Below are 25,167 nucleotides of genomic sequence, written 5' to 3' on the forward strand. Positions count from 1 at the left end.
CATGCTTGAGTCGATACTCCGTGAAGACCTCAGATTATTTTTTCATATTAACGGGCAATGGCATAATGCTGTGCTGGATGTTATCCTGCCTTTTGTACGGGAACCTTTTGTGTGGGCGCCTTTATACCTTTTCCTGGGTTTATTTGTGACCATTAACTATGGCTGGAAAGGGCTTTTCTGGATCCTTTTCTTTTTGGTTTGCTTTGGCCTGGCAGATCAAAGCAGCCTGTATCTGAAAGAGGCCATAGGAAGGGTGCGACCCTGCCGGGACCCTGTGGTATCGCACTACGCCCGTGTGTTGGTGGTATACTGCCCTATGAGCGGAAGTTTTACTTCTAACCATGCCGCGAATCATTTTGCGTTGGCTACATTTTGTTTCATAACTTTAAAATCAGCTTTTCGCCGGTTTGCCTGGTTGTTCTTTGCGTGGGCCGCTATTATTGGCTATGCACAGATATACGTAGGAGTGCACTATCCGCTGGATGTAGCCGGTGGTGCTTTACTGGGCATTTTAATCGGACTGCTCAGCGGAAGTTTCTTTCAACGCCGCATAAGACTGGAGTCTGAACTCACATCATGAACTGGAATTATCTGATATTAATACTGGCTGCTACAATTGTTGGTGGGTTGATACCCATGACAATAAAACGTATTCATGCCAATTTTTCTATTTACCTGCTGGCCTTTACCGGCGCCTTTCTTTTTGGGATTATCATCATGCACCTCCTGCCGGAAGTGTATCATGAACTGGGGCATCAGGCAGGACTGTATATTGTAGCAGGATTTTTTCTACAGGTATTCCTGCAGCAGTTGTCACACGGTATGGAGCACGGGCATACGCATGTGCCGCAGGAACACCATCACCATATTGCTGTAGCACCGCTGTTGCTGGGCCTTTCCATACATGCTTTCATGGAAGGGATTCCCCTGGGATTTAAGTATGATGATCATTCCGCACTACCTTCACTGATGGTGGGGGTGGCCGCACATAAAATACCGGAAGCATTAACACTGATTACCGTGATGATGCATGCACATAAGAAACGGGCGGATCTCTGGCGGATTCTGCTCGTATTTGCACTGGTAACACCGTTGGCCGCTATCCTGGCAGGATGGCTGGGCAGTCGTTTCGAAATTGTACAGCATTACCTTTTATACCTGGTAGCGCTGGTAGTAGGTGCATTTCTGCACATTTCCACTACTATTTTTTATGAAAGTGGTACAAAACATCATGAACTCAGCAGGAAAAAGGTCATGGCAATAGCACTAGGATTGCTTTTGGCATTTCTTACCCTGATATTTGAATAATTTTTTATTTTTAGGCTTTATATATGGAAGTCGTCATTATCCTCATCCTTATTTTATTGAATGGCCTGTTCTCGATGTCCGAGATAGCATTGGTCTCGGCCCGGAAGATCCGTTTGGAAAACCAGGCCAATAAAGGGGATGAAAAAGCAAAGGCAGCTTTAAAGCTGGCCAATAATCCGGACACTTTTCTTTCTACCGTGCAAATCGGTATTACCCTGATTGGCATTTTAACGGGTATTTATTCAGGCGAAAACATCAAGACTGATGTGATGGCCTGGCTCAATACATTCCCCGCTATACAGCCCTACAGCAGCGTGGTAGCTACTACCATCATTGTAGTGACTATTACTTATTTTTCTATGGTGCTGGGAGAACTGGTACCTAAACGTATAGGACTGGCGAAACCGGAGGCAATAGCCAAGAATATGGCAAAGCCGATGCAGATCCTTTCCTGGCTTACCTTTCCCTTTATCTGGTTATTGTCTGTTTCCACTACGTTGCTGGTGAAATTATTTAATCTCAAATCCGGCGATTCACATGTAACGGAAGAAGAGATCAAGGCAATTATCAACGAAGGCACCAACTCCGGTGCTATCGAAGAAACGGAACAGGAAATTATTGAACGCGTATTCCACCTGGGCGACCGTAACATCACCTCGCTCATGACTTACCGGAATGACATTACCTGGCTGGATATTAATGAGCCTGCCGGCGACTATCAGCGGAAAATTCATGACAGCCTCCATTCTGTATACCCTGTCTGCGATGGACAGATAGACAGTATCAAAGGACTGATCACCATAAAAGACCTGTACACCGTAGCCGGAAAATCGGTGCCATTGGCTGATATTATCCGCAAACCCCTGTTTGTACCGGAGAATAATACGGCTTACCAGGTGCTTGAAAAGTTTAAAGAAACGCATTTACACGCAGCCTTTATTGTGGATGAGTATGGTACATTCCTGGGGATGATCACCCTGAATGATATCCTCGAAGCCATTGTGGGAGATATGCCGGAAACTGCTGAAAGTGATGATTACGAGATGGTTCTGCGGGAAGACGGCACCTGGCTGGTAGATGCACAGATCCCGTTTTATGATTTCCTCGAAGAATTTGATAAAGAAGACTGGATGACAGAATTTGAGCAGGATTTTGATACGCTGGCCGGCTTCATCCTGCATCACCTGGAACATATTCCGCAAACCGGTGAAAAGTTCACCTGGCGCGACTTTACATTCGAAATAGTGGACATGGATGCACATCGTATAGACAAAGTATTGGTGACACCGCCAACACAGCATGTGGATGAATAAGTACTGACCCCAAAGCAAAATAAGTAATAATCGCATGCGTAATTACCCGTAATTCGTTTGGGACCGTTGTTATTTATTTGGATAAATCTAGCTTTATGCTAATTTTGAGCACTTTTTTACATATACAAATAATTTAATTTAAGATAAAATGGTTGCAATAGGAAGTAAGGCGCTGTCCCTGGATGAAGTGTACAGGGTCCTTTTGGGCGGAGAAGAGCTGACATTAGAAGCAGCAGCTCTGCAGCAGGTGGAAGCTAGTTTTTTATTCCTTGAGAAATTTTCGGCAAAGAAACTGATCTACGGCATCAATACCGGTTTTGGTCCTATGGCCCAATACCGCATCAGCGATGAAGATACCTTCCAGTTACAATATAACCTGATCCGCAGCCATAGCTCCGGTGCAGGCAAATGTATGTCACCATTACATACAAAATCCCTGATGATCGCACGTTTGAGCAGCTTTATGCAGGCGCATTCAGGCATCCATCCGGAAGTAGTACATCTTTTAAAAGATCTGATCAACAAAAACGTATATCCCTGTGTGTTTGAACACGGTGGCGTAGGCGCCAGCGGCGACCTGGTACAGCTGGCCCACCTGGCCCTTGTACTGATTGGCGAAGGAGAAGTATGGTACGAAGATAAATTTCAGCCTACGGCAGAAGTATTTGCCCGACTGAATCTCAAGCCTATAGGCATTCACGTAAGAGAAGGACTGGCCATCATCAATGGTACTTCCGCTATGACAGGCGTAGGACTGGTGAATCTTATCGAAGCCAAGAAACTCCTCGGATGGTCTGTGGTATTATCTGCCATGATCAACGAAATCGTAGAAGCATTTGACGACCACCTGTCTGCCGAACTGAATGCGGTGAAAAAGCATGAAGGACAGCAACAGATTGCGGCTAAAATGAGAGAAATACTGACAGGCAGCAAAATGGTCCGCCATCGCCCTGATCATCTCTATAAAGAACTGGAAGAAGAAATTTTTAAAGATAAAGTACAGGAATATTATTCCCTGCGCTGCGTACCACAAATCCTGGGCCCCGTATACGATACACTGGTACAGTCGGAGAAACTGGTGGTGCAGGAACTGAATTCAGTGAGCGATAACCCCGTAGTGGATCATCACCTGGAAAATGTTTTCCATGGCGGTAACTTCCATGGCGATTATGTCTCTCTGGAAATGGACAAAATAAAAATTGCCATTACCAAATTGTCTATGCTCGCAGAAAGACAATTAAACTATCTTCTGAACGATAAATTGAACCATAAATTCCCGCCGTTCATGAACCTCGGAAAACTTGGCTTCAATTTTGGAATGCAGGGCGTTCAGTTTACGGCTACATCTACTGTGGCGGAAAACCAGACGTTGTCATTCCCGATGTATGTACACAGCATTCCGAATAACAACGATAACCAGGATATTGTGAGCATGGGTTGTAATGCTGCTATCATGACGAGTAAAGTGATAGAAAATACTTTCCAGGTATTGGCTATACAGGTGATGACGATGTTGCAGGCGGTAGACTACCTGAATTGTCAGGATCGTTTGGCTGGTTTTTCTCATAAGGTATACCAGGAAGTAAGAGCAATATTTCCTAAATTTATTGAGGATAGCCCGCGTTACAAGGATCTTCAGAAAATTAAGGAATACCTGATAAAAAATGTGCCCGTAGAGTTTTAGTTCATATTAGATGAGCCATCATTTGTAATCCGAAATTTGTAATTCAATGAAGTGTGCATTAGTAACAGGAGGATCCAGAGGAATAGGAAGGGCAGTTTGTGTAAAAATGGCCGAAGCAGGTTATCATATACTCATCAACTACAAGGGGAATGAAGCAGCAGCACTGGAAACCCTGGAGGCGGTAAAAGCAAAAGGGAGTACGGGTGAACTGTTGCAGTTTAATGTGGGAGATGCCGCAGAAGTACAGCAGGTGCTGGGCGGATGGGTAGAAAATAATAAAGATCAGCAGATAGAAGTCCTGGTAAATAATGCCGGTATTCGCGAAGATTCCCTGATGTTCTGGATGAATGAAGCGCAATGGGGAAATGTATTGAATATCAGTTTGAATGGTTTTTTTAATGTGACGAAGCAGGTATTGAATAACATGTTATTAAAGCGTTACGGACGTATTATTAACATGGTGTCGTTGTCTGGTATCAAAGGGTTGCCTGGTCAGACAAATTATTCCGCTGCGAAAGCAGGGGTTATCGGTGCTACCAAAGCCCTGGCCCAGGAAGTAGCCAAGAGGGGCGTCACTGTAAATGCCATTGCACCCGGATTTATTAAAACAGATATGACAGCAGAACTCAATGAAAAAGAGCTGGCTGCGCAGGTGCCTATGAACCGCTTTGGTACACCGGAAGAAGTAGCGGAAGCAGTAGCTTTCCTCGCTTCCAAAGCAGCGGGTTATATCACAGGCGAAGTATTAAACATCAATGGAGGGTTGCACACCTGAATAGCGTTTAGCTATTAGCCATTAGCTGTTAGCTGTTAGGAAATGCAGCGAAGCGTATGTTATGCTAATTTCCGCTGCATTTCCTAACAGCTAACGGCTAAGCTAATGGCTAAATGCCGGATCAAAGCTAACCGCTAAAAGCTACGAGCTTATGAAAAGAGTAGTGATCACTGGAATGGGAATCTACTCTTGCATTGGAAAGGATATGCAGGAAGTAAGAGATTCATTGTATCAGGGTAAATCCGGTATTGTGCTGGACCCCGAGAGGAAAACTTTTGGTTACCGGTCAGGATTAACCGGCTATATAGAGAGACCCGAGCTCAAAGGGGTACTGGATCGCCGATCAAGGATCATGATGCCGGAACAGGCGGAGTTTGCCTATATGGCGACCAATGAAGCCCTGGCGCAGTCGGGCATTACACCCGAATATATTGACTCCACTCCCATAGGACTATTATACGGTAATGACAGTTCCGCAAAACCAGTGGTGGAAGCCAATGATGTAATGCGGGCAAAAAAAGATACCATGCTGGTGGGTTCCGGTTCTGTATTCCAGACCATGAACTCTACGGTGAACATGAACCTGGCCACTATTTTCAAACTCCGTGGTGTTAACTTTACTGTGAGCGCGGCCTGTGCCAGCGGTTCTCATGCTATCGGCATGGGATATATGTTTATCCGCAACGGGATGCAGGATGCCGTTATCTGCGGAGGGGCACAGGAAGTGAATCTGTATGCCATGGGCAACTTTGACGCTATTGGCGCCTTCTCTGTCAGGGAAAATGAACCTGCCCGTGCTTCCAGGCCTTTTGATCGTGATCGTGATGGACTGGTGCCCAGCGGTGGCGCGGCTACCGTGATACTGGAAAGCCTGGAGTCTGCTCAAAACAGAGGGGCTACCATTTTAGGGGAAGTGATGGGATATGGCTTTTCCTCCAATGGATCACATATCTCGAATCCTACAGTAGACGGGCCGGTACGTTCCCTGGAAATTGCCCTGAAAGATGCAGGGCTTCAACCCGGCGATATCGAATACATTAATGCACATGCTACTTCCACACTGGCAGGAGATGCCAGCGAAGCCAAAGCCCTGCATGAAGTATTCGGCGCTTCCAGACCTTATGTCAGCTCCACCAAATCCATGACCGGCCATGAATGCTGGATGGCGGGTGCCAGTGAAATTGTATACTCCATGATCATGATGAAACATGGGTTTATAGCACCCAATATTAACCTGGAAAATCCCGATGAGGATGCCGCCCGGTTAAATATAGTGAGCAGTACAATTAATAAAAATTTTAATATATTTTTGTCGAACTCTTTCGGTTTTGGAGGTACTAATTCCTCTCTTATTGTAAGGGGGTGGAACGGACAATAAATATTCTTAACTTTGACCCTTGGATCAGGATCGTTAGACCAACTAAGCTGCAATAAATAAATTTAAAAACGACCTATATCTGATTTCGCACTTTATGGACATTAGAGAAATAATAACTGTTACGAATAAGTTTCTGGTAGAGGAGTTTGAAGCAAACGCCGAATCAATTACACCTGAAGCAAATATGAAGTCCACACTGGATCTTGACAGTCTGGATTATATTGATATGGTGGTAGTGATAGAAGATAACTTCGGATTTAAAGTAAATCCTGAAGATTTCCAGGCTATCATCACCTTCCAGGATTTCTACGATTACGTAGCCACTCGTGTACAACAAAAAGAACTGGTATAATGCCTTCCTGGCAAGGAAAGTCAAAAGGGAGTAAGTTTGGATATAGTTGTTTTGTTTTCCTGCTTAATAATGGGGGAGTAATGCCGGCTTATCTGCTGCTAAGGTTCGTGGCTTTCTATTTTTTTGCATTCTCCTGGAGCTCCTCAAAACCTCTCTATCATTATTTCCGTACAAAAATAGGATACGGCAAGTGGCGTTCATTGCTTAGTCTGTATCGTAATTATCATGTGTTTGGTCAAACGCTGATCGATAAAGTAGTAGTGATGGCTGATATGTCCAATAAATTCACTTTTGAATTTGAGGGCGAACACCATTTGCGTGAAATGATTGCCGGTGGCAAGGGCGGTATTTTACTGAGTGCCCACCTGGGTAACTGGGAAGTAGCCGGACATTTGTTCAAACGCCTGCAAACCCGTATCAATATTGTCATGTTTGACGGGGAACACCAGCGTATCAAAGATTACCTGTCTGGCATTACCGGCGACCGTAACATGAATATTATTGTGATCAAAGACGACCTGTCACATATTTATGCCATTAATGAAGCCTTGAATAATAAGGAAATGGTATGTATGCACGCCGACCGTTTTCTGCCTGGTAATAAAACACTGACCACCTCCTTTTTGGGCCAGGATGCCCGATTTCCAATGGGCCCCTTTTTGTTGGCCGCTACTTTCCGGGTACCGGTTTCCGTAGTATTTGCCTTCAAAGAATCTTCCACACACTATCATTTCTATGCGACTGAACCCAAACTGTATCACGGGCGCCGCAATGAGGGAGTGGAAACTTCACTGAATGATTTTGTGCAACGCGTGGAAGAAAAAGTACACCGTTATCCGGTTCAATGGTTCAATTATTACGATTTTTGGGAATAATGCGTGTTTTTACTGTTCATAATTTCGTATAATTCTAGTTATTTCGTGTTTCATATTTAATAATAACTTGCGCAGATGTTTATTCATACAGATGATATAACCGCCTATATTCCTCAGCGTACGCCAATCGTCATGATTAGCGGTATTCTGGAGGTGAATGGTCCTGTAACCCGAACCGGCCTTCACATTGCAGCAGACAATATTTTTGTGGAGGATGGGGTTCTCACCGCCCCCGGTCTGATGGAAAACATTGCACAAACAGCAGCTGCCCGCATCGGGTATATTGCCAAACAGGAAAACAGCCCCGTTCCGTTAGGGTTTATTGGTGCTGTGAAAGACCTGGAAATACTGGAACTGCCTCCTGCAGGACAAATGATTGAAACCACCACGGAAATCGGCGGCGAAGTATTCAACGCCACCATGGTAACTGGTAAAGTGATGTTTGAAGGCCGCGTAATGGCACAATGCGAAATGAAAATCTTTATCAATCCCATAATATAGAATAATATGAACTGTAGAAAATTTATCGCACTACCATTGATGGTTTTAAGCATGTTCGCAATGGATGCCCATGCTCAGAAATTGAAAAATTTTTTAGAGAGCAAAGACTCTTCCTTCCTCTGGCTGGGCGTGGACTTTACCCAGGCTAAACTGATCGGTGATGCGGCGGCAAAAACAGATGCCATTGTAGATCATGAGTTTACTGCTCTTAACCAGGTAATTGTAAATGAACAGAAAAAATATGATGTGCCAGGCGCATTTCATCGTGAAAAGTACAATACCAGCATTACCCAGGTAAATAAGCATAACGAAGGCATTAATAAAGATGCCCTGTTGTCGGACGAGTCCTCTGACTTTGAACGCCTGAAACCGGAAGACATCACCAAAGTGGTGAAATCTTACGATTTTTCCGGCAGACATGGTATCGGTGTAATGATCGTCATGGAAGGCATGAGCAAAACAAGCAAAAGCGCCTCTATGTGGATCACCGTGATAGATATGGACCGTAAAAATGTACTGATGACAGAACGTTACATCGGTAAAGGCCAGAAATGGAGCTTCGCATGGCGTAACTATTGGCTGGCTACCATCAAAAGCGCACTGGGTGACTTTGATGATGACTACAATAAGCTGAAAACCAAATACGCAGATACCAAAGACATAGAAGATCCAAAACCAGTAGTGGCACCTGCAGAAAAGAAAGAAGGTAAAACCGGTGTAGCTACAAAAGAAACAAAGAAACCAGCAAAGAAGAAAGGATAAATCATGACACTCACAGCTTGCACGAACATACTAATACGATTTAATGAAGCAGATCCGCTGGGAATAGTATGGCACGGGCATTATGTGCAGTATTTTGAAGACGGCAGAGAAGCTTTTGGCGAAAAATACGGACTTCGTTACCTGGATATTTTTGAAAAAGGATACTCTGTTCCGGTAGTGAACATACAATGCGATTACAAACGCTCTTTACGCTATGGCGACAGGGTAGTAGTAGAAACAAAATATGTGGATGATCTTGCCGCCAAAATAAAATTTGAATATATTCTTACCAATCCGGCAACAGGTGAAATAGTAGCAAAAGGATCTTCTGTTCAGGTATTCCTGGATAAAGAAACATCCTCCCTGCAACTGTTAACACCTGCTTTTTTCAGTGAATGGAAAAAAACACACGGACTGGTATAACTAAGGGTGATATGCAACAGGTGTATGTAGTAGCAGATAATATTGTGGGGCCTTTGGGCGGTACTACCCGGGATAATTTTGACCAGGTTTTACTGGGCAACAGTGGCATAAGTTTGCAGGAAAATGCAGCTTATGCCGCTGCTCCGTTTTATGGTGCTATGATGGCGCCAGGTCAGCTGGATACATACACCGCTGCATACCACCTACATGGATACACGACATTTGAAAAACTGCTGGTGGCGTCTGTACAAAATGCCCTGCAACAAACAGGGATCACATTAACAGATAAACGTACCGGTTTTCTTATTTCCACTACCAAGGGAAATATAGAACTACTGGAGCAGCAGCCTGAAGGAGCCACCGTACCATTGGCAGATTTGCAGTTGTTTTCTTCTGCTAATAAAATAGCCATACATTTTAAGGCGGCCAACCAGCCAATGGTTATCAGCAGTGCCTGCATATCAGGACTGGTCGCTATTTTAACCGGTAAACGACTCATCGAGTCGGGTCGTTACGATCATGTAGTGGTTGCCGGAGCCGATGTGCTGACCCGCTTTGTATTGTCTGGATTTCAATCTTTTCAGGCAGTAAGTGCCGTTCCCTGTAAACCCTTCGATGCCAACCGTACCGGGGTAACATTGGGAGAAGGTGCTGCCACCGTTATTCTCAGCAGGGACAACAACAACGCCGCTTTTTCATTGGGCGCCGGTGCTATCAGCAACGATGCCAATCATATTTCAGGCCCATCCCGTACCGGTGAAGAGCTGGCAGCAGCCATGCAACTGGCTGTTAACGGTAGTGGACTCACCGCTGCCGATATCGGATTTGTATCCGCACATGGCACGGCTACACTGTATAATGATGAAATGGAAGCGAAAGCATTACACCACGCCGGTTTAAGCCAGGTGCCGGTAAACAGTCTCAAAGGATACTACGGCCACACCCTCGGTGCAGCCGGACTCATAGAGGCGATCATCAGCATGCAGGCCATGAAGGCCGGTGTAATATTGCCAACAAAAGGATATGAAAACTCCGGTGTTAGTATGCCGGTCAACGTTAATAATACCCTGCTGCACAAGCCATCTGCTCACTTCCTGAAAACAGTATCAGGTTTTGGCGGATGTAATGCAGCCATGGTCTTTAATCTTAACAGCTAAACAAGTTATTGTCGTGTTTAATAAAGAAACAAAAACAGCACTGGAAGCGAAAGAAGCTGCATTGCGTCTGGCATTTGCCCCTGTTGCTTTTCAGGCTACCAGGGCATTGCGCGATATGGGCATTTTAACTGCAGTAAGCAACAGCCGTTCTGCAGGCATCACCATTGAAGAAATAATGGAGCAAACAAAAATGTCCCGCTATGCAGTAAGAGTATTGCTGGAGGCAGGTTTAGGTATGGAACTCGTGATCGTAAATGATAAACGCTATACCCTCACCAAAACAGGCTACTTTATTTTACATGATCAGCTTACCCGTATTAACATGGACTTTTCCCAGGATATCTGCTATAAAGGCATGAATCACCTGCAGGAAAGCCTTACAGAAGGAAAGCCCGCCGGCTTGCGTGAACTGGKTCCCTGGGATACCATCTATCCCGGCCTGTCGCTACTGCCACCTGAAGTAGGTAAAAGCTGGTTCGACTTCGACCACTACTATTCTGATCTGGCTACCCCCGCCGCCCTGGATATTGTTTTTGAGAAACATCCAAAACGTCTTCTCGATATTGGTGGAAACACTGGTAAGTGGGCGCTGGCTTGCACTGCCAAAGATCCGGATGTGGAAGTAACCATTTTTGATTTACCGGGGCAGGCCGGACTGGCACAACAGAAAATGAAAGATGCCGGTGTAGAAAACCGCGTACATTTTCATATTGCCAATATCCTGCACGAGGAACTCCCTTTCCCTAAAGGCTTTGATGCCATCTGGATGAGCCAGTTCCTGGATTGTTTTTCTGAAGCTGAAATTGTGTCTATCCTGAAACGTTGCCGCGAAGCGCTCAACGAAGATGGTATTGTATATATACTGGAACCATTCTGGAATCGCCAGCAGTTTAAATCTGCCGCTTTCTGTCTGCAACAGACCTCCCTGTATTTCACAGCGATGGCCAACGGCAACAGCCAGATGTACCACACAGATGATTTCTTTCAATGTATTGAAGATGCCGGCTTAACGATTATCGAAGAAAATGATCAGATGGGCATGAACTATACATTGCTGAAATGTAAGAAGAAATAGAAATCCCAATTGTCACATAATCATCTATAATTCCCAAAATCGATCTCTTATGAAGACTGAGCAAGTTGATGTACTGGTAATAGGAGCAGGTCCGGCAGGAACGGTAGCAGCGTCTATTATTCACCAGGCAGGGTATAAAGTAAAGGTGGTGGAAAAGCAAAAGTTCCCCCGTTTTGTTATTGGCGAAAGCCTTTTGCCCCGCAGTATGGAAGCCCTGGAAGAAGCAGGGTTTATCGATGCCATCAAAGCAAAAGGTTTTCAGCAGAAATACGGTGCCAAGTTCGTGAAAGGCGATGCTACCTGTGATTTTACCTTCCAGGAGCAATACACTCCCGGCTGGACCTGGACCTGGCAGGTAACCCGTGCCGATTTTGATAAAACCCTCGCTGACACCGTAGAAAGTATGGGTGTTCCTGTATCATACGAAACAACGGTGACAGCTATACGTTTTAATGGGTCCGATTCTGTGACAACAGTGGAAGATAAAGATGGTAATCAATCTGAGATTGCTGCCCGGTTTATAGTAGATGGTAGCGGTTATGGCAGGGTAATTCCTAAATTGTTTAACCTGGAGAAGAACTCCAATCTGCAACCCCGTAAAGCATTGTTTGCCCATACGGTGGATGTTCGCCGCTCTATGGCGGATGAACCTAACCGTATTACTGCTGTTGTACATAAAAAGGGTGTCTGGATCTGGATCATTCCTTTTGCTACCGGGGTAACTTCCCTGGGATTTGTAGGAGATCCGGAGTTTTTTGAACAATATCCAGGCACAGATGAAGATAAATATCGCGCTTTACTGGAAGCAGAACCTTATACCAGAGAGCGTTTTCGCGATGTAGAACTGGTATTTGAACCACGGATTTTACAGTCCTGGTCTGCTACTACCGATAAGTTTTACGGTGATGGATTTGTGTTAACCGGAAATGTAACAGAATTTCTGGACCCGATTTTCTCTTCTGGCGTAACTTTGGCCTGCGTATCTGCTCAAACAGCGGCAAAGCTGGTGATCAGGAAACTGAAAGGAGAGGACGTAGACTGGGAAAAAGAGTACATGGAGCCAACCATGCAGGGAGTGAATACCTTCCGTTCTTATGTAATGGCCTGGTATGAAGGTACGCTGGATACCATTTTCTTTAAGAAAGATGCGGATCCGCTGATCAAAGGACAAATTTGTTCCGTACTGGCTGGTTATGTGTGGGATATGAATAATCCATTTGTCAAAAATCACGAGACCGCGCTTAAGCGCCTGGCCAGAACAATAGAATTAACAGAAAAGTTAAAAAGTAGTTCAGAAATTGAATAGTGAGTCGGCATATATTACAGGGAGTTGTATCATTCGTCATAACAAGGTGTATCTGAATGGTACATTGTTATGGGAGGCAGCGGAGGAGCTGGAAGTATCTGATTTTCTGCGGGCAGGTTACGACCGTTTTTCCGGTCAGTATCCTAAATTTCATAAGATGGATGCCCTCAGCAAGCTTGGCTGGCTGGCGGCGGAAGTATTGCTGAAAGATACAATGGTACATACCCTGCCACCGGAACAGGTAGGCATGGTATTATCAAACCGGAGTAGCAGTCTGGATACAGATTTGCGTTACTATGCCACCGTGAAGGATTTTGCCAGTCCGGCGTTGTTCGTATACACGCTCCCCAACATTGTAATGGGGGAGATATCGATCCGGCATGGTTTTAAAGGGGAGAATACTTTTTTTGTGTCAGATACTTTTGACACGGCACTGATGAGCACTTACCCGGCACAGCTGCTGGCAGAAACACCTTTAAAGGCTTGTATCTGTGGTTGGGTAGAAGTAATGGAACAACAGTATGAGGTAGCATTATTCCTCGTGGAAAATAAACGAACAGACAAAGCGCAGCCTTTAACAGCAGCGGCTTTGTCAGCGGTTTATCAACAAACAAATAGTTAATAACTTTAATCAAATTACAGTGGAAAAGTTGATGTCGGATCTGAAAGCGCAGATCATTGAACAATTGAATTTGCAGGAAGTAACCCCGGAGAGCATCGGCAGCGATCAGACGCTGTTTTCTAAAGATGGACTGGGGCTCGATTCTATCGATGCGCTGGAACTGATTGTATTGCTGCAACAGCATTATAATATCCGCATTGCCAATCCTGAAGAAGGACCAAAAATATTCCATTCTGTTCGTTCAATGGCAGAGTATATTACAGCAAATCAAACCGTAAAGGCATGAGTGAAAAGGTGTGGATAGCAGGTGGTGGGGTTATCAGCGGGATAGGCCTGAATGTAAAGGCCTGTTTGCAGTCGTTCCGGGATATGCAGCCGGGAATGGCTGCTATGCAGTATCTGCCTTCTGTTCATCGTAATACCTTTCCGGTGGCGGAAGTGAAGGCAGACAATGCCACACTTGCCGAGATGGCACGCATGCCGGAACATATCAGCAGAACAGCCCTGCTCAGCATGATTGCTGCCCGTGAGGCGTGGCAATCCAGTGGGCTGGGCGATATATCACAGTATCGCGTGGGTTTTGTTTCCGGCAACACCGTTGGTGGAATGGATAAAACGGAGGACTTTTTCCCGGAATTCCTCACAAACCCACGTGGTGGCCGCTTACACCAGGTATTGCACCATGAATGTGGTAGCATTACCGAATTGGTAGCAGATATGCTTGGCATCCGTCATCATGTGTCTACCATCAGCACTGCCTGTTCTTCCGGGGCCAATGCCCTGATGTACGGCTCCCGTCTGATCCGCAATAATATGGTGGATGTGGTGATTGCCGGCGGTACAGACGCGCTCACACGCTTTACATTGAATGGTTTTAATACACTCATGATCCTGGATCAGCAGCCATGCCGGCCTTTTGACGACACCCGCACCGGGCTCAATCTGGGGGAAGGCGCAGGCTATGTTATCCTGGTATCTGATAGTTTGGCTGCACAGCTGCAGCCATGGTGCCGTTTCAGCGGTTTTGCCAACGCCAATGATGCGTACCACCAAACAGCTTCTTCTCCCGATGGCACAGGCAACTACCTGGCTATGAAAGGTGCACTGGACAGGAGCGGACTGCAACCGCAACAAATAGGATATATCAATTTGCACGGCACCGGCACGCAAAATAATGACGTATCGGAAGGAATTGCCATCAACAGGCTCTTTGCGCCGCATTTTCCGGCCATGAGCTCTACCAAATCGTTCACTGGCCATACGCTGGGCGCCAGCGGTGGTATAGAAGCCGTTTTTTCTGCTTTGGCAGTAAAGGAAGGCATCCTCTATCCCAACGCACGCTTCGAACACCAGATGAAGGAAGTACCATTTGCACCCGTAACCGAATATTCAACCGGTCATGACCTGCAACATGTGATGTCTAATTCATTTGGTTTTGGTGGCAACTGTTCTAGTCTGATTTTTTCGAAGGCGTAGTTGGTGCGGTCAGGTAACTTGCATTCGCCAACGCCTGGATTTAGAGCCGAAAGCATAAAGTAAGTGCTTTCAGAACAATGTGAGCTATCCGCTAAACAAACAACGCAAGCTAACTGCTAGCAGCTAAATGCTAAAAGCTATATGAATATCTACATAAATGGCACTGGTTGTATATCTCCGCAGGAAACTGCGCAGGGAGGCTCTTTGCTGGCTACTCCCAGAGAATACGAACAGGTACGCCTGTCTACCGTAGATCCGGATTACAAGCAATGGATTGATGTAAAACAGATCCGCCGCATGAGCCGTGTGGTAAAAATGGGCGTAGGTGCGGCTCACCTGAGCCTGGAAGCTGCAGGCATTACCGCACCGGATGCGATCATCACCGGCACTGCCTATGGCTGCCTCGATGATACCGGTGTATTTTTAACTAAAATGGTGAATCAGCAGGAAGAAATGCTGACGCCCACCGCTTTTATACAAAGTACCCACAACACGGTAGCCGGACAGATTGCCCTGCTGCTGGGTTGTAACGGTTATAACAACACCTTCGTACACCGCGGTTTTTCCTTCGAAAATGCCCTGCTGGACGCGATCATGATATTGAAAGAAGGCTCTGCTCAGCATATACTGGCCGGTGGCGTTGATGAAATTACCAACTACAGCCATCAGCTCCTGTCGCGTTTTGGCATCTATAAAAAGACGCCTGTAAAAACGATGGAGCTGCTGAACAGCCCTGATAGCGGTACTATTGCCGGCGAAGGCGCCGCCTTTTTTACACTGGGCATCACCAAAGAACCCGGCACCGTAGCCGAGCTGTCTGGTGTCAGCACCCTGTACAAACCACTCTGGGAAGGAGAAGTGATAGGTCATATCATGAAATTCCTGGAAGATAATAACAGTACCCCTGCAGACATTGACCTGATCATCACCGGCAGAAATGGTGATATAGACCAGGATGCAATATATGAAGAAGTAGCTGCTGCCCTGTTCCCGGAACATGCAGAAGCCTGCTTTAAACACCTGTGTGGTGAATATCCCACTGCTGCCGGTTTCGGCGTATGGATGGCCAATGCAATCATCGCGGCGCAGGAAGTGCCCGAAGCAGCCGTGTTTTTTGGACGCGCACCCAAACAGATCAAAAAGGTTTTATTATATAATCATCATCAGGGAACACATCATTCGCTGGTATTACTAACCGCATGCTAAACAACAGAGTTGTAAATATCGTAGCCATTATAAGTCTCGGAGTACTGTTATTCCTGGACAAATACCTGGCGCTCGATATTCCTTTCTGGGCTTACGGTTTGCCGGTGCTTATCTTTCTGCCACTCACCATTCACGGCGCTATAAATATAGAAGCCAGTTTTTTTATGAAGGTGGTGTGCAAGGCTGATACGACCGAAAAAGTAGTGGCGCTTTCTTTTGATGATGGCCCACATGGAGAGTATACACCGGTAATACTGGATATACTGCAAAGAGAACAGGTGCCCGCCGCATTTTTTTGTATCGGGAAGAATATCTCCGGCAACGGGGACTTACTGAAACGCATATATGCAGATGGACATGTAATAGGGAACCACACCTATTCACATGATTTCTGGTTTGATATGAAACTATCGGGCAATATGCTCACCGATATGCAGCAGATGGACGCAGTAACGGTAAACGCCACAGGGCTTACGCCACGCCTGTTTCGCCCGCCATACGGTGTTACCAATCCTAACCTGGCAAGGGCAGTGAAAGCAGGTAATTATCTGCCGGTAGGCTGGAATATACGCTCACTGGATACAGTAGCCAAAGATGAAACAGCATTGTTGAACAGGATACTGGAACAGCTAAAACCAGGCGCCGTTATTTTATTACATGATACCTGTAAAATAACCGCCGATATATTACCACAACTGATCCAAGGCATCCGTCAACAAGGATATCAGTTGGAAAGGATCGATAAAATGTTAAAAGTGCGCGCATATGTGTAAATGGATTTTAATTTTGATGTGTGGGATCTTAAGTCTGCAAACGCAGGCGCAAACGGGCTTTAAGTCAGTGGCAGACATGACGCCGCTGAAACAGCAGTTTGCAAAAGCTGCACAAAACACACAAAGCATTCAATGCGATTTTGTACAGGAAAAAAACCTGAGTATGCTGTCGGATAAGATTGTATCCAAAGGCAAATTCTGGTTTAAAAAAGATAATAAAGTAAGAATGGAATACCTGCAGCCTTCTTATTACCTGCTGGTCATCAACGGAAAAGATATCCGGATAAAAGATGCTCAGAAGGAAAATAAAGTGTCAGGAAAAAGCAATAAGCTGTTTGAACAGATCAACAAAATTACGGTAGACTGTGTACGGGGCACCGTACTGGACAATGCCGACTTTACCACCAAAGCCACCGAAAATGCCCAGTATTACAAGCTGGAGCTGGAACCGGTGAACAAAGTGATGAAGGAATATTTTAAGTCGATCGTTCTGCTGGTAGATAAACAGGATTATTCCGTATCAAAAATTACGATGGCGGAGTTATCCGGCGATGATACCATTATCAGCTTTTTACATAAACAACTGAATACAAACATCCCGGATGCGGTATTTTCTGCTAAGTAGTATATTAGGCATTGCCTTGCTGACGGGAGGTTGCAGATCTGTGTATAAAGGGTTACAACCGGCAACTGGTGACGTGAATTGCATCCGTCAGTTCAGTCCGCAGTTTAATGCGACCCTCTATAGTACGCAGGTAGATATTTTAAAGCATCACCTCAGCGGGCTCCTGTTTTTTAAGCAAATGCCAGACAGCAGTATCCGCGTAGTGTTTGCAAATGAAATGGGTTTTAAGTTCTTTGATTTTGAATTTGATAAACAGGGCAACTTTACCAAACACTATCTGCTGGCCAAAATGGATAAAAAAGCAGTGGTAAAAACCCTGCGCCAGGATTTTGCACTGGTATTGCTGCACCCGGATTTACATGCAGCACATGTTGCTACGGATAGCCATTACCGTTATGTGGTAGTGCCTACTGAAAAAGGCAACAACTATTACATTACAGATACCGCCTGTACGCAGCTGGTACGCATAGAAAAATCCTCGCGGCGCAAACCGGCGGTAACCGTATGGATGCAGCACTATAACAATGGCGTGCCGGATACGATTAATATCCGTCATGAACATTTCAAATTTAATATCTCTTTACAGAAGGTCGAGAAATAACAAAACAAACCATAATAATCACAGTACATGTTAGCAGGTAATTTTTATACAGTAACAGCACATGCAGAAGAACCGGGACAAGTAACCGTCACGATTGAACTGAATGCGGCGCATCCCATCTTTCAGGGCCACTTTCCGGAGCAGCCGGTAGTGCCGGGTGTATGCATGATGCAAACTATTACAGAAGTACTGGAAGGTGCCGTGAAACAGAAAGTGTCGATGAAGAAAGCCAGCCAGATGAAATTTCTGCAAATGATTGATCCGGTGAAACAACCATTGGTAGATGTTACTGTAAACTACAAAGTGGACGAAGCAGGATGGAAAGTGAATGCTACATTGAAACGGGAAGACAAAACATTTATGAAGTTCCAGGGTATATTTAATTAAGTGACAAACCAGCCTACACATAACGCAACATTTGAACGTCACCGCGCAGCGGTGTTGATCCCTACGTATAATAACGCCGGCACACTCGGCGCCGTATTGTCTGATGCACTGGAATATACCAATCATGTCATTGTAGTAAACGATGGTGCTACCGATGAAACGCTGGCAGTACTGGAACAGTTTCCTTCCCTGCAACTGGTATCGTATAGTCCTAACCGTGGTAAAGGTATTGCCCTGCGCCGCGGATTTGCGTACGCTATGAAGCAAGGGTATGATTACGTGATCACCATGGATGCAGACGGGCAGCATTTTGCCACCGACCTGCCTGCCATGCTGCAACAGATAGAGGAACGCCCTGGTGCACTGATCATTGGCGCACGTAACCTGCACCAGGAAAATATGCCGGGAAAAAGTACTTCCGCCAATAAGGTATCTAATTTCTGGTTCAACGTGACCACCGGTTTAAAAGGGCCGGATACACAATCCGGTTATCGCCTGTATCCCCTATACCGCATGGGGAACATGCATTATTTCTGTACTAAATACGAATTCGAAATTGAAGTGCTGGTGCGCAGCGCCTGGAAAGGTATTACTGTAGACTGGACACCGGTAAAAGTATATTATCCGCCACCGGAAGAGCGGGTATCGCATTTCCGTCCTGTTCCCGATGTAACGCGGATCACCATATTGAATATCATATTGGTACTGACGACTTTTCTGTATATCAAGCCACGCGACTTCGTCCGTTTCCTGCTGAAGAAGGAGAACTGGAAAAAGATGTGGAGAGAAGAAGTACTGAAAGCGGATGAATCTAATATGCGAAAAGCAATAGCGATTGGGTTTGGTGTATTTATGGGCATCGTGCCTATCTGGGGTTTTCAGCTGCTGGTAGCTATTTTGGTATCTATTAAACTGAAACTGAATAAGGCGCTGGTGCTACTCTCTGCACATATCAGTACACCTCCATTGACGCCGTTTGTACTTTTCGCGAGCTTCCTGGTCGGCAAGTTCTGGGTGGGACAAACTGCCAGTGACCTGATATTTAAAGATGGTTTTAACTTCGACACAATTAAAGATAACATGCTACAGTACGTGTATGGCAGCATTACGCTGGCAGTACTGGGAGGACTGTTAGTGTGGGCAGTGAGTTTGGGGATGTTGACAATATTTAGAAAAGAGAAAAAAAATGGGTAGCTTTTTTGTAGCGATATATAACTTTTTTGAAAAGCACAAAGGCTGGCTGTGGACTTGTACCATTGCCAGCTTTCTGTTGGTGGGATATTTTGCTGCACAAATAAAACTGGAGGAGGATATCACAAAAATTTTACCGCAGGACAAGAAACTGGACAAGCTGCAACAGGTGTTCCAGGACTCGCGTTTTGCGGATAAACTGATTGTTACCATCTCTCAAAAAGACACTACACAAGAAGCGCAACCAGATAGTTTAACGGCATACGCAGCAGAACTGGCTTCCAACGCGGGTGCGCAACTATCTCCTTACATCCGGCAAATACAATCACAGGCAGAAGATTCCATGGTTATGGGATTGATGCAGGTCATTCAACAACACCTGCCGATCTTCCTGGAAGAAAAAGACTATGCGAAAGTAGATAGCCTGCTGGAAACAGTACAGCTCCAAAAAACACTGCAATACGATTATAATACGCTGATATCACCAGCAGGACTGGTATTGAAGAAAATGATCCAGGCCGACCCGGTGGGTATTTCCTGGATAGGGGTGAAGAAATTGCAGCATCTGCAATATGATGATCAGTTTGAATTATACGATAACTATGTGATCACGAAAGATCACAAACATGTGCTGATCTTTATTACTCCGGCTAATCCGCCGGGCGCCACCAGAATCAATGCACAATTCCTGAAGGGACTCGATAATATAAAAGATAGCATTGATCAGCGTTACCCGGGAGTAGCAGCATCGTATTTTGGCGGTACTGCGGTATCTGTAGGTAATGCTACACAATTAAGACAGGACACTTTTCTCACACAGGGCATTACCGTTGTTTTGCTGGTAGTGCTGATAGGGCTGTTTTTCCGGAAAAAACGTTCCCCCGTGCTCGTGATGCTGCCGGTAATTTTTGGTGGCCTGTTTTCACTGGCATGGATATACGTTTTGAAAGGCCACATCTCTGTAATGGCCATGGGAGCCGGCGCAGTGGTATTAGGTATTGCGGTGAATTATTCCCTGCATGTGTTTAATCACTTCCGACATTCGCAGGATATCCGTGAAGTGATCAACGATCTGGCTACCCCAATGACGTTGGGCAGTTTTACAACGGTGGGTGGTTTCTTATGTCTGCAGTTTGTACATTCTCCCATGCTCCGCGATGTGGGCTTGTTTGCCGCTCTCAGCTTGGTGGGGGCCGCTTTATTTTCCCTGATATTTCTGCCACACTGGATCGTTATCGGACATAAACCGCAAACGATACATACGCATAAAGAGAACTGGCTGGATAAATTATCTGCCTATAAGCCTGAAAAAAATAAATACCTGGTAGGTGCTATCTTCCTGCTCACCATTGTATTTTTTTATACGGCCCGCAACGTATCTTTTGAAAGTGATATGATGCGCATGAACTACATGACGCCACGACTGAAAGCAGCGGAAACACAACTGAACGCAGTGAACTCCTATATCGCACAATCGGTGTACGTAGTATCAGATGGGCATGACCTGGAAAGTGCGCTTGAAAACGGGGAGCAGCTGATGCCGGTGGTAGAACAGCTACAGGCAAAAGGCATTGTGAAAAAGTATGCCGGCGTGCAGGCGTTACTGTTATCTAACAAGGAACAGCAAACGCGTATTGATCGCTGGAATAAATATTGGACAGCAGACAAAAAGCAGCAGGTATTGGCCTACCTGCGAAGTAAGGGCAGTACGCTGGGTTTCAGTGCAGCCGCTTTTAATCCCTTTGAGGGCATGCTGAGTAAGGAGTTTCAGCCTTTATCACCCGATGCGCTGAAAGTGTTGCGGAGCGGCAATCTTGGCGATTTCATTATACAAAAAAACAACACTACTTCACTGGTCACCCTGCTGAAAGTAGATCCAGCCCATAAACAGGCGGTATACGATGCTTTGGAGAGCTTACCCGGTACTACGGTGCTGGATAAACAATATGCCGCTAATCGCCTGGTGGAAGTCATCAAAGATGAATTCAACAGTATTGCCTGGATGACTTCCCTGCTCGTATTTTTTGCGCTGTTGTTGTCTTATGGTCGTATTGAGCTGGCACTGATCACCTTTATTCCAATGGCCGTAAGCTGGATATGGATATTGGGTATCATGGGCTTGTTTGGCATCAAGTTTAATATTGTAAACATCATCCTTTCTACTTTTATTTTTGGTTTGGGAGATGACTACAGCATCTTTATGATGGATGGGCTGTTACAGGAATACAGAACAGGCAAGAAAACCCTGTCTTCTTTCAAATCATCGATATTCCTGTCTGCTATTACAACCGTACTGGGTTTAGGCGTGCTGATCTTCGCGCAGCATCCTTCCCTGAAATCTATTGCACTTATTTCCATTATCGGTATCGGTACTGTGGTGCTGATTTCGCAGGTGATGATACCTTTCCTTTTTAACTGGCTGATCACTAACCGGGTGCGTAAAGGCTATGCACCATGGACATTGAAGGGATGGACACTCTCTGTATTTTCTTTTATCTACTTTACTACTGGCTGCCTGCTATTGACGGTGATCGGCACAGTATTGATCCGCCTGAATCCCTTTAATAAAGAAAAAGGCAAAGTATTATATCATCATATTCTTTCTGCCTATACCCATAGTGTATTGTATATTATGGGCAATTTGAAGAAGCGTATTATTAATCCCGGTAATGAGCAACTGGAAAAACCGGCAGTGATTATCAGTAATCACCAGTCTTTCCTGGACATACTTGTTTCTACCATGTTGCATCCAAAAGTAATTCTGCTGACCAATCAATGGGTGTGGCGCTCACCGGTTTTTGGCGCCGTGGTGCGGTTGGCGGATTATTACCCGGTTGCAGATGGAGCAGAAGGGGCCATCGAAAAATTACGTGAACGGGTAAATCAGGGATATTCAATTGTGGTATATCCGGAAGGCACCCGCTCACCCGACCCGACTATCAAGCGTTTCCACAAGGGCGCCTTTTATATTGCAGAGCAACTGGGGCTGGATATATTACCCATGGTTATTCACGGTACCGCCTATACGATGAGTAAGGGGGACTTCCTGCTGAAAGATGGTACGGTAACAGTAAAATACCTGCCGCGCATTACTCCGCAAGATACTGCCTGGGGTGAAGGCTACAGCGCACGTACAAAATCTATCAGCCGCTATTTCAAGCAACAGTATGAATTGCTGCGGGCAGAAACAGAAGTACCTAAATATTTCAGGGAGCAGCTGAAGTATAACTTTATTTATAAGGGGCCGGTGCTGGAGTGGTATATGCGGATAAAAACAAAGATGGAAAATAACTACGAGTTATTCCATGAGTTATTGCCGAAGCAGGGACGTATACTGGATATTGGCTGTGGATATGGATTTATGGATTATATGCTGACCTGGGCAGCACCGGGGAGGAACATCACCGGTATTGATTATGATGAAGATAAAATAGCTACGGCAGCATATTGTTATACAAAGCCCGCGCAACTGCAATTCATTCATGGTGATATTGCCGCTACGCCTTTTGAATTTTATGATGCTTTTATTTTAAGTGATATACTGCATTACCTGTCTTCAGATGAACAGGAAACGTTGTTGCAGCAGTGTATTGAGAGACTGACACCAGATGGGGTGATCATTATACGTGACGGCGATTGTGATATGGCGAAAAGGCACGAGGGTACCAGGTTTACGGAGTTTATGTCTACAAAGGTAATTGGGTTTAATAAAACGAAGAGCAAGCGACTGTCGTTTTTTTCGGCGGCACATGTGCGTAGTCTGGTCAACAAATATGGTGCGATAGCGGAGGAAATAGATAACACCCGGTACACCTCTAATGTAATATTTGTGATTAAAAAACTTCCCCAGGAAAACTATGCACAGCTATGATGTCATCATTATAGGCAGTGGCCTTGGAGGCCTTGTATGTGGCGCTATCCTCAGCCGGAACGGGTATCGTGTATGCATCTACGAAAAAAACCGGCAAACGGGTGGTTGTCTGCAAACATATTCCCGTGAAAAAGTCATCTTCGATTCCGGTGTACATTATATCGGCGGACTGGCCCCCGGAGAAAATCTCTATAAAGTATTCAAATATCTTGGCATCTACGATAAGCTCCGGCTGAAACGCATGGATATGGATGGTTTCGACCATATCAGCTTTGCCGGCGATGATAAAGTATACCGGTTAGCACAGGGAGAAGAAAATTTTATCCGCACCCTGCTGGCCGATTTCCCGGAAGAAGAAGCTGCCTTGCGCGCTTACTGTGATAAGATCAGCGAAGTATGCAGCAAATTTCCGCTGTACAATTTACGTACCGGCGACTATGAAGAAAAACGTAGTGTACTTAATTTGAACACCGCCGATTATCTACGCAGCATTACCAATAATGAAAAGCTGCAGCAGGTGCTGGCAGGAAACAACCTGTTATATGCAGGTGTGGAAGAGAAAACACCTTTCTACGTACATGCGTTGGTGTTAAACAGTTATATGAAAAGTTCCTGGAAATGTGTGGATGGCGGTTCCCAGATAGGGAAATTACTCTGTCAGCAGATCCGGGAAAATGGAGGCGATATCATCCGCAATATGGCCGTTACGGCCATACAGGGGGAAGGTGATCATGTAGATCATATTGTGCTGCAGGATGGTTCCAGGGCGCAGGCCACGCATTACATCTCTAACCTGCATCCGGCCCAGACAATGGCCATTACCCACAGTGATACATTGCGAAGCGCCTATCGCAACCGCATACAAGGCCTGGAGAATTCCGTGGGTGCTTTTGTACTCAATGTGGTGTTAAAGCCGGGGACTTTTAAATACCTGAACTATAATCATTATTACCATGCCACCAGCAACGCCTGGGCGGGTATTGATTACCAGCCGGAAGCATGGCCACAAACCTACGCGATGTATGTATCTGCCAGTTCCCGGCATGAAACGTATGCCGATTGTTTATCCGTGATGACCTACATGCGCTATGACGAAATGCAACCCTGGCAGCACACCTTTAATACGGTATTGCAGGCAGGTAGCAGGGGCGCCGATTACGAGGCCTTTAAGGAACAAAAAGCCAACCAGTTGATGGATTGTGTAGCACGGCAATTTCCCGGATTCCGCGACTGTGTGCAGTCTTATTATGTGGCCACGCCTTTATCTTATCGGGATTATATCGGTACCAGCGATGGCAGCATGTACGGGATAGCAAAAGATAGTGCAGATCCGCTACGGACCATGGTTTCGGCCCGTACCAAACTATCCAATTTGTATCTTACCGGTCAAAATCTGAACTTGCACGGAATTTTAGGGGTAACTATCAGCAGTGTCATCACCTCAGCAGAATTGCTGGGAATGGATTTCCTGGTGGAAGAAATTAATCAGTCAATACATTCATAACA

The 25,167-nt window shown here is 45.4% G+C and carries 25 protein-coding genes; all 25 read left to right on the forward strand.

Features of this window, described 5'->3' with window-relative positions:
• Position 1: 1 nt before the first annotated feature.
• The 25 genes from AC1DCV_RS02445 (at position 2) to AC1DCV_RS02565 (ending at position 25,165) form a co-directional block, all read left to right on the forward strand.
• Entirely contained in the window at positions 2–580 is a 579-nt protein-coding gene (locus AC1DCV_RS02445) for a phosphatase PAP2 family protein (RefSeq protein ID WP_477021677.1), read from the forward strand.
• Positions 577–1,308: a ZIP family metal transporter gene (locus tag AC1DCV_RS02450; protein ID WP_477021678.1), complete on the forward strand. Its 732-nt coding sequence runs from the start codon at positions 577–579 to the stop codon at positions 1,306–1,308. Before AC1DCV_RS02445 ends, AC1DCV_RS02450 begins: the two co-directional genes overlap by 4 nt.
• 23 nt (positions 1,309–1,331) lie before the next feature.
• A complete protein-coding gene (locus AC1DCV_RS02455; RefSeq protein WP_477021679.1) occupies positions 1,332–2,621 on the forward strand; it encodes a hemolysin family protein in 1,290 nt (429 codons plus the stop codon).
• A 148-nt stretch (positions 2,622–2,769) separates the two neighbouring features.
• Positions 2,770–4,305 (forward strand): flexirubin biosynthesis tyrosine ammonia-lyase FlxA, encoded by a 1,536-nt coding sequence (gene flxA / locus AC1DCV_RS02460; RefSeq protein ID WP_441572395.1) that lies wholly within the window; start codon positions 2,770–2,772, stop codon positions 4,303–4,305.
• 46 nt (positions 4,306–4,351) lie between these two features.
• A complete protein-coding gene (gene flxB, locus AC1DCV_RS02465) occupies positions 4,352–5,080 on the forward strand; it encodes a flexirubin biosynthesis SDR family reductase FlxB (RefSeq protein ID WP_441572394.1) in 729 nt (242 codons plus the stop codon).
• A 151-nt stretch (positions 5,081–5,231) separates the two neighbouring features.
• Positions 5,232–6,458, forward strand: coding sequence for a beta-ketoacyl-[acyl-carrier-protein] synthase family protein (locus tag AC1DCV_RS02470; protein ID WP_477021680.1), 1,227 nt, complete (start codon positions 5,232–5,234; stop codon positions 6,456–6,458).
• Positions 6,459–6,552: 94 nt separating this feature from the next.
• A complete protein-coding gene (locus tag AC1DCV_RS02475; protein WP_441572392.1) occupies positions 6,553–6,810 on the forward strand; it encodes a phosphopantetheine-binding protein in 258 nt (85 codons plus the stop codon).
• Entirely contained in the window at positions 6,810–7,685 is an 876-nt protein-coding gene (locus AC1DCV_RS02480; protein ID WP_477021681.1) for an LpxL/LpxP family acyltransferase, read from the forward strand. Before AC1DCV_RS02475 ends, AC1DCV_RS02480 begins: the two co-directional genes overlap by 1 nt.
• A gap of 75 nt (positions 7,686–7,760) precedes the next feature.
• Positions 7,761–8,186 carry a hotdog family protein gene (locus tag AC1DCV_RS02485; RefSeq protein WP_477021682.1) on the forward strand — a complete coding sequence of 142 codons (426 nt, stop codon included), beginning with the start codon at positions 7,761–7,763 and terminating at the stop codon, positions 8,184–8,186.
• Positions 8,187–8,192: 6 nt separating this feature from the next.
• On the forward strand, positions 8,193–8,948 hold the full coding sequence (locus tag AC1DCV_RS02490; RefSeq protein ID WP_477021683.1) for a hypothetical protein: 756 nt from the start codon (positions 8,193–8,195) through the stop codon (positions 8,946–8,948).
• Between the two features lie 3 nt (positions 8,949–8,951).
• Positions 8,952–9,371 carry an acyl-CoA thioesterase gene (locus AC1DCV_RS02495; RefSeq protein WP_477021684.1) on the forward strand — a complete coding sequence of 140 codons (420 nt, stop codon included), beginning with the start codon at positions 8,952–8,954 and terminating at the stop codon, positions 9,369–9,371.
• Between the two features lie 11 nt (positions 9,372–9,382).
• Entirely contained in the window at positions 9,383–10,528 is a 1,146-nt protein-coding gene (locus AC1DCV_RS02500; RefSeq protein ID WP_477021685.1) for a beta-ketoacyl-[acyl-carrier-protein] synthase family protein, read from the forward strand.
• 13 nt (positions 10,529–10,541) lie between these two features.
• Positions 10,542–11,603 (forward strand): SAM-dependent methyltransferase, encoded by a 1,062-nt coding sequence (locus AC1DCV_RS02505; RefSeq protein ID WP_477021686.1) that lies wholly within the window; start codon positions 10,542–10,544, stop codon positions 11,601–11,603.
• Between the two features lie 49 nt (positions 11,604–11,652).
• A complete protein-coding gene (locus AC1DCV_RS02510) occupies positions 11,653–12,909 on the forward strand; it encodes an NAD(P)/FAD-dependent oxidoreductase (RefSeq protein WP_441572387.1) in 1,257 nt (418 codons plus the stop codon).
• Positions 12,902–13,531, forward strand: a complete 630-nt coding sequence (locus tag AC1DCV_RS02515; RefSeq protein ID WP_477021687.1) for a hypothetical protein — start codon at positions 12,902–12,904, stop codon at positions 13,529–13,531. Before AC1DCV_RS02510 ends, AC1DCV_RS02515 begins: the two co-directional genes overlap by 8 nt.
• 19 nt (positions 13,532–13,550) lie before the next feature.
• Positions 13,551–13,817, forward strand: a complete 267-nt coding sequence (locus AC1DCV_RS02520) for a phosphopantetheine-binding protein (RefSeq protein WP_441572385.1) — start codon at positions 13,551–13,553, stop codon at positions 13,815–13,817.
• Complete coding sequence (locus AC1DCV_RS02525; RefSeq protein WP_477021688.1) at positions 13,814–15,007, forward strand: beta-ketoacyl-[acyl-carrier-protein] synthase family protein; 1,194 nt, start codon at positions 13,814–13,816, stop codon at positions 15,005–15,007. Before AC1DCV_RS02520 ends, AC1DCV_RS02525 begins: the two co-directional genes overlap by 4 nt.
• Before the next feature lie 141 nt (positions 15,008–15,148).
• Entirely contained in the window at positions 15,149–16,213 is a 1,065-nt protein-coding gene (locus AC1DCV_RS02530) for a beta-ketoacyl synthase N-terminal-like domain-containing protein (RefSeq protein WP_477021689.1), read from the forward strand.
• The gene (locus AC1DCV_RS02535) at positions 16,207–16,986 is read left to right on the forward strand and encodes a polysaccharide deacetylase family protein (RefSeq protein WP_477021690.1); all 780 of its coding nucleotides are present in this window, start codon (positions 16,207–16,209) and stop codon (positions 16,984–16,986) included. Before AC1DCV_RS02530 ends, AC1DCV_RS02535 begins: the two co-directional genes overlap by 7 nt.
• Entirely contained in the window at positions 16,979–17,611 is a 633-nt protein-coding gene (gene lolA2 / locus AC1DCV_RS02540; RefSeq protein ID WP_477021691.1) for a flexirubin biosynthesis/transport protein LolA2, read from the forward strand. Before AC1DCV_RS02535 ends, lolA2 begins: the two co-directional genes overlap by 8 nt.
• Positions 17,589–18,212, forward strand: a complete 624-nt coding sequence (gene lolB2, locus AC1DCV_RS02545) for a flexirubin biosynthesis protein LolB2 (RefSeq protein ID WP_477021692.1) — start codon at positions 17,589–17,591, stop codon at positions 18,210–18,212. Before lolA2 ends, lolB2 begins: the two co-directional genes overlap by 23 nt.
• Before the next feature lie 27 nt (positions 18,213–18,239).
• Entirely contained in the window at positions 18,240–18,599 is a 360-nt protein-coding gene (locus tag AC1DCV_RS02550) for an ApeI family dehydratase (protein ID WP_441572380.1), read from the forward strand.
• A complete protein-coding gene (locus tag AC1DCV_RS02555; RefSeq protein WP_477021693.1) occupies positions 18,600–19,793 on the forward strand; it encodes a DUF2062 domain-containing protein in 1,194 nt (397 codons plus the stop codon). It begins immediately after the preceding gene.
• Positions 19,786–23,661 (forward strand): 1-acyl-sn-glycerol-3-phosphate acyltransferase, encoded by a 3,876-nt coding sequence (locus AC1DCV_RS02560; protein ID WP_477021694.1) that lies wholly within the window; start codon positions 19,786–19,788, stop codon positions 23,659–23,661. Before AC1DCV_RS02555 ends, AC1DCV_RS02560 begins: the two co-directional genes overlap by 8 nt.
• Positions 23,648–25,165 carry a phytoene desaturase family protein gene (locus AC1DCV_RS02565; RefSeq protein WP_477021695.1) on the forward strand — a complete coding sequence of 506 codons (1,518 nt, stop codon included), beginning with the start codon at positions 23,648–23,650 and terminating at the stop codon, positions 25,163–25,165. The genes AC1DCV_RS02560 and AC1DCV_RS02565 overlap by 14 nt, the downstream gene beginning before the upstream one ends.
• Positions 25,166–25,167: the final 2 nt, after the last annotated feature.

The sequence above is a fragment of the Chitinophaga sp. 10T418 genome (genome assembly GCF_056394125.1).

Bases quoted from the DNA above. Each gene is read 5' to 3' on its own strand.
- AC1DCV_RS02560 (WP_477021694.1), top strand. From the start codon at position 19,786: ATGGGTAGCTTTTTTGTAGCGATATATAACTTTTTTGAAAAGCACAAA.
- AC1DCV_RS02530 (WP_477021689.1), top strand. From the start codon at position 15,149: ATGAATATCTACATAAATGGCACTGGTTGTATATCTCCGCAGGAAACT.
- AC1DCV_RS02550 (WP_441572380.1), top strand. From the start codon at position 18,240: ATGTTAGCAGGTAATTTTTATACAGTAACAGCACATGCAGAAGAACCG.
- AC1DCV_RS02475 (WP_441572392.1), top strand. From the start codon at position 6,553: ATGGACATTAGAGAAATAATAACTGTTACGAATAAGTTTCTGGTAGAG.
- AC1DCV_RS02510 (WP_441572387.1), top strand. From the start codon at position 11,653: ATGAAGACTGAGCAAGTTGATGTACTGGTAATAGGAGCAGGTCCGGCA.
- AC1DCV_RS02535 (WP_477021690.1), top strand. From the start codon at position 16,207: ATGCTAAACAACAGAGTTGTAAATATCGTAGCCATTATAAGTCTCGGA.
- AC1DCV_RS02565 (WP_477021695.1), top strand. From the start codon at position 23,648: ATGCACAGCTATGATGTCATCATTATAGGCAGTGGCCTTGGAGGCCTT.
- AC1DCV_RS02500 (WP_477021685.1), top strand. From the start codon at position 9,383: ATGCAACAGGTGTATGTAGTAGCAGATAATATTGTGGGGCCTTTGGGC.
- AC1DCV_RS02495 (WP_477021684.1), top strand. From the start codon at position 8,952: ATGACACTCACAGCTTGCACGAACATACTAATACGATTTAATGAAGCA.
- lolA2 (WP_477021691.1), top strand. From the start codon at position 16,979: ATGTGTAAATGGATTTTAATTTTGATGTGTGGGATCTTAAGTCTGCAA.
- AC1DCV_RS02470 (WP_477021680.1), top strand. From the start codon at position 5,232: ATGAAAAGAGTAGTGATCACTGGAATGGGAATCTACTCTTGCATTGGA.
- flxB (WP_441572394.1), top strand. From the start codon at position 4,352: ATGAAGTGTGCATTAGTAACAGGAGGATCCAGAGGAATAGGAAGGGCA.
- AC1DCV_RS02525 (WP_477021688.1), top strand. From the start codon at position 13,814: ATGAGTGAAAAGGTGTGGATAGCAGGTGGTGGGGTTATCAGCGGGATA.
- AC1DCV_RS02445 (WP_477021677.1), top strand. From the start codon at position 2: ATGCTTGAGTCGATACTCCGTGAAGACCTCAGATTATTTTTTCATATT.
- AC1DCV_RS02485 (WP_477021682.1), top strand. From the start codon at position 7,761: ATGTTTATTCATACAGATGATATAACCGCCTATATTCCTCAGCGTACG.
- AC1DCV_RS02480 (WP_477021681.1), top strand. From the start codon at position 6,810: ATGCCTTCCTGGCAAGGAAAGTCAAAAGGGAGTAAGTTTGGATATAGT.
- AC1DCV_RS02490 (WP_477021683.1), top strand. From the start codon at position 8,193: ATGAACTGTAGAAAATTTATCGCACTACCATTGATGGTTTTAAGCATG.
- AC1DCV_RS02450 (WP_477021678.1), top strand. From the start codon at position 577: ATGAACTGGAATTATCTGATATTAATACTGGCTGCTACAATTGTTGGT.
- lolB2 (WP_477021692.1), top strand. From the start codon at position 17,589: ATGCGGTATTTTCTGCTAAGTAGTATATTAGGCATTGCCTTGCTGACG.
- AC1DCV_RS02455 (WP_477021679.1), top strand. From the start codon at position 1,332: ATGGAAGTCGTCATTATCCTCATCCTTATTTTATTGAATGGCCTGTTC.
- flxA (WP_441572395.1), top strand. From the start codon at position 2,770: ATGGTTGCAATAGGAAGTAAGGCGCTGTCCCTGGATGAAGTGTACAGG.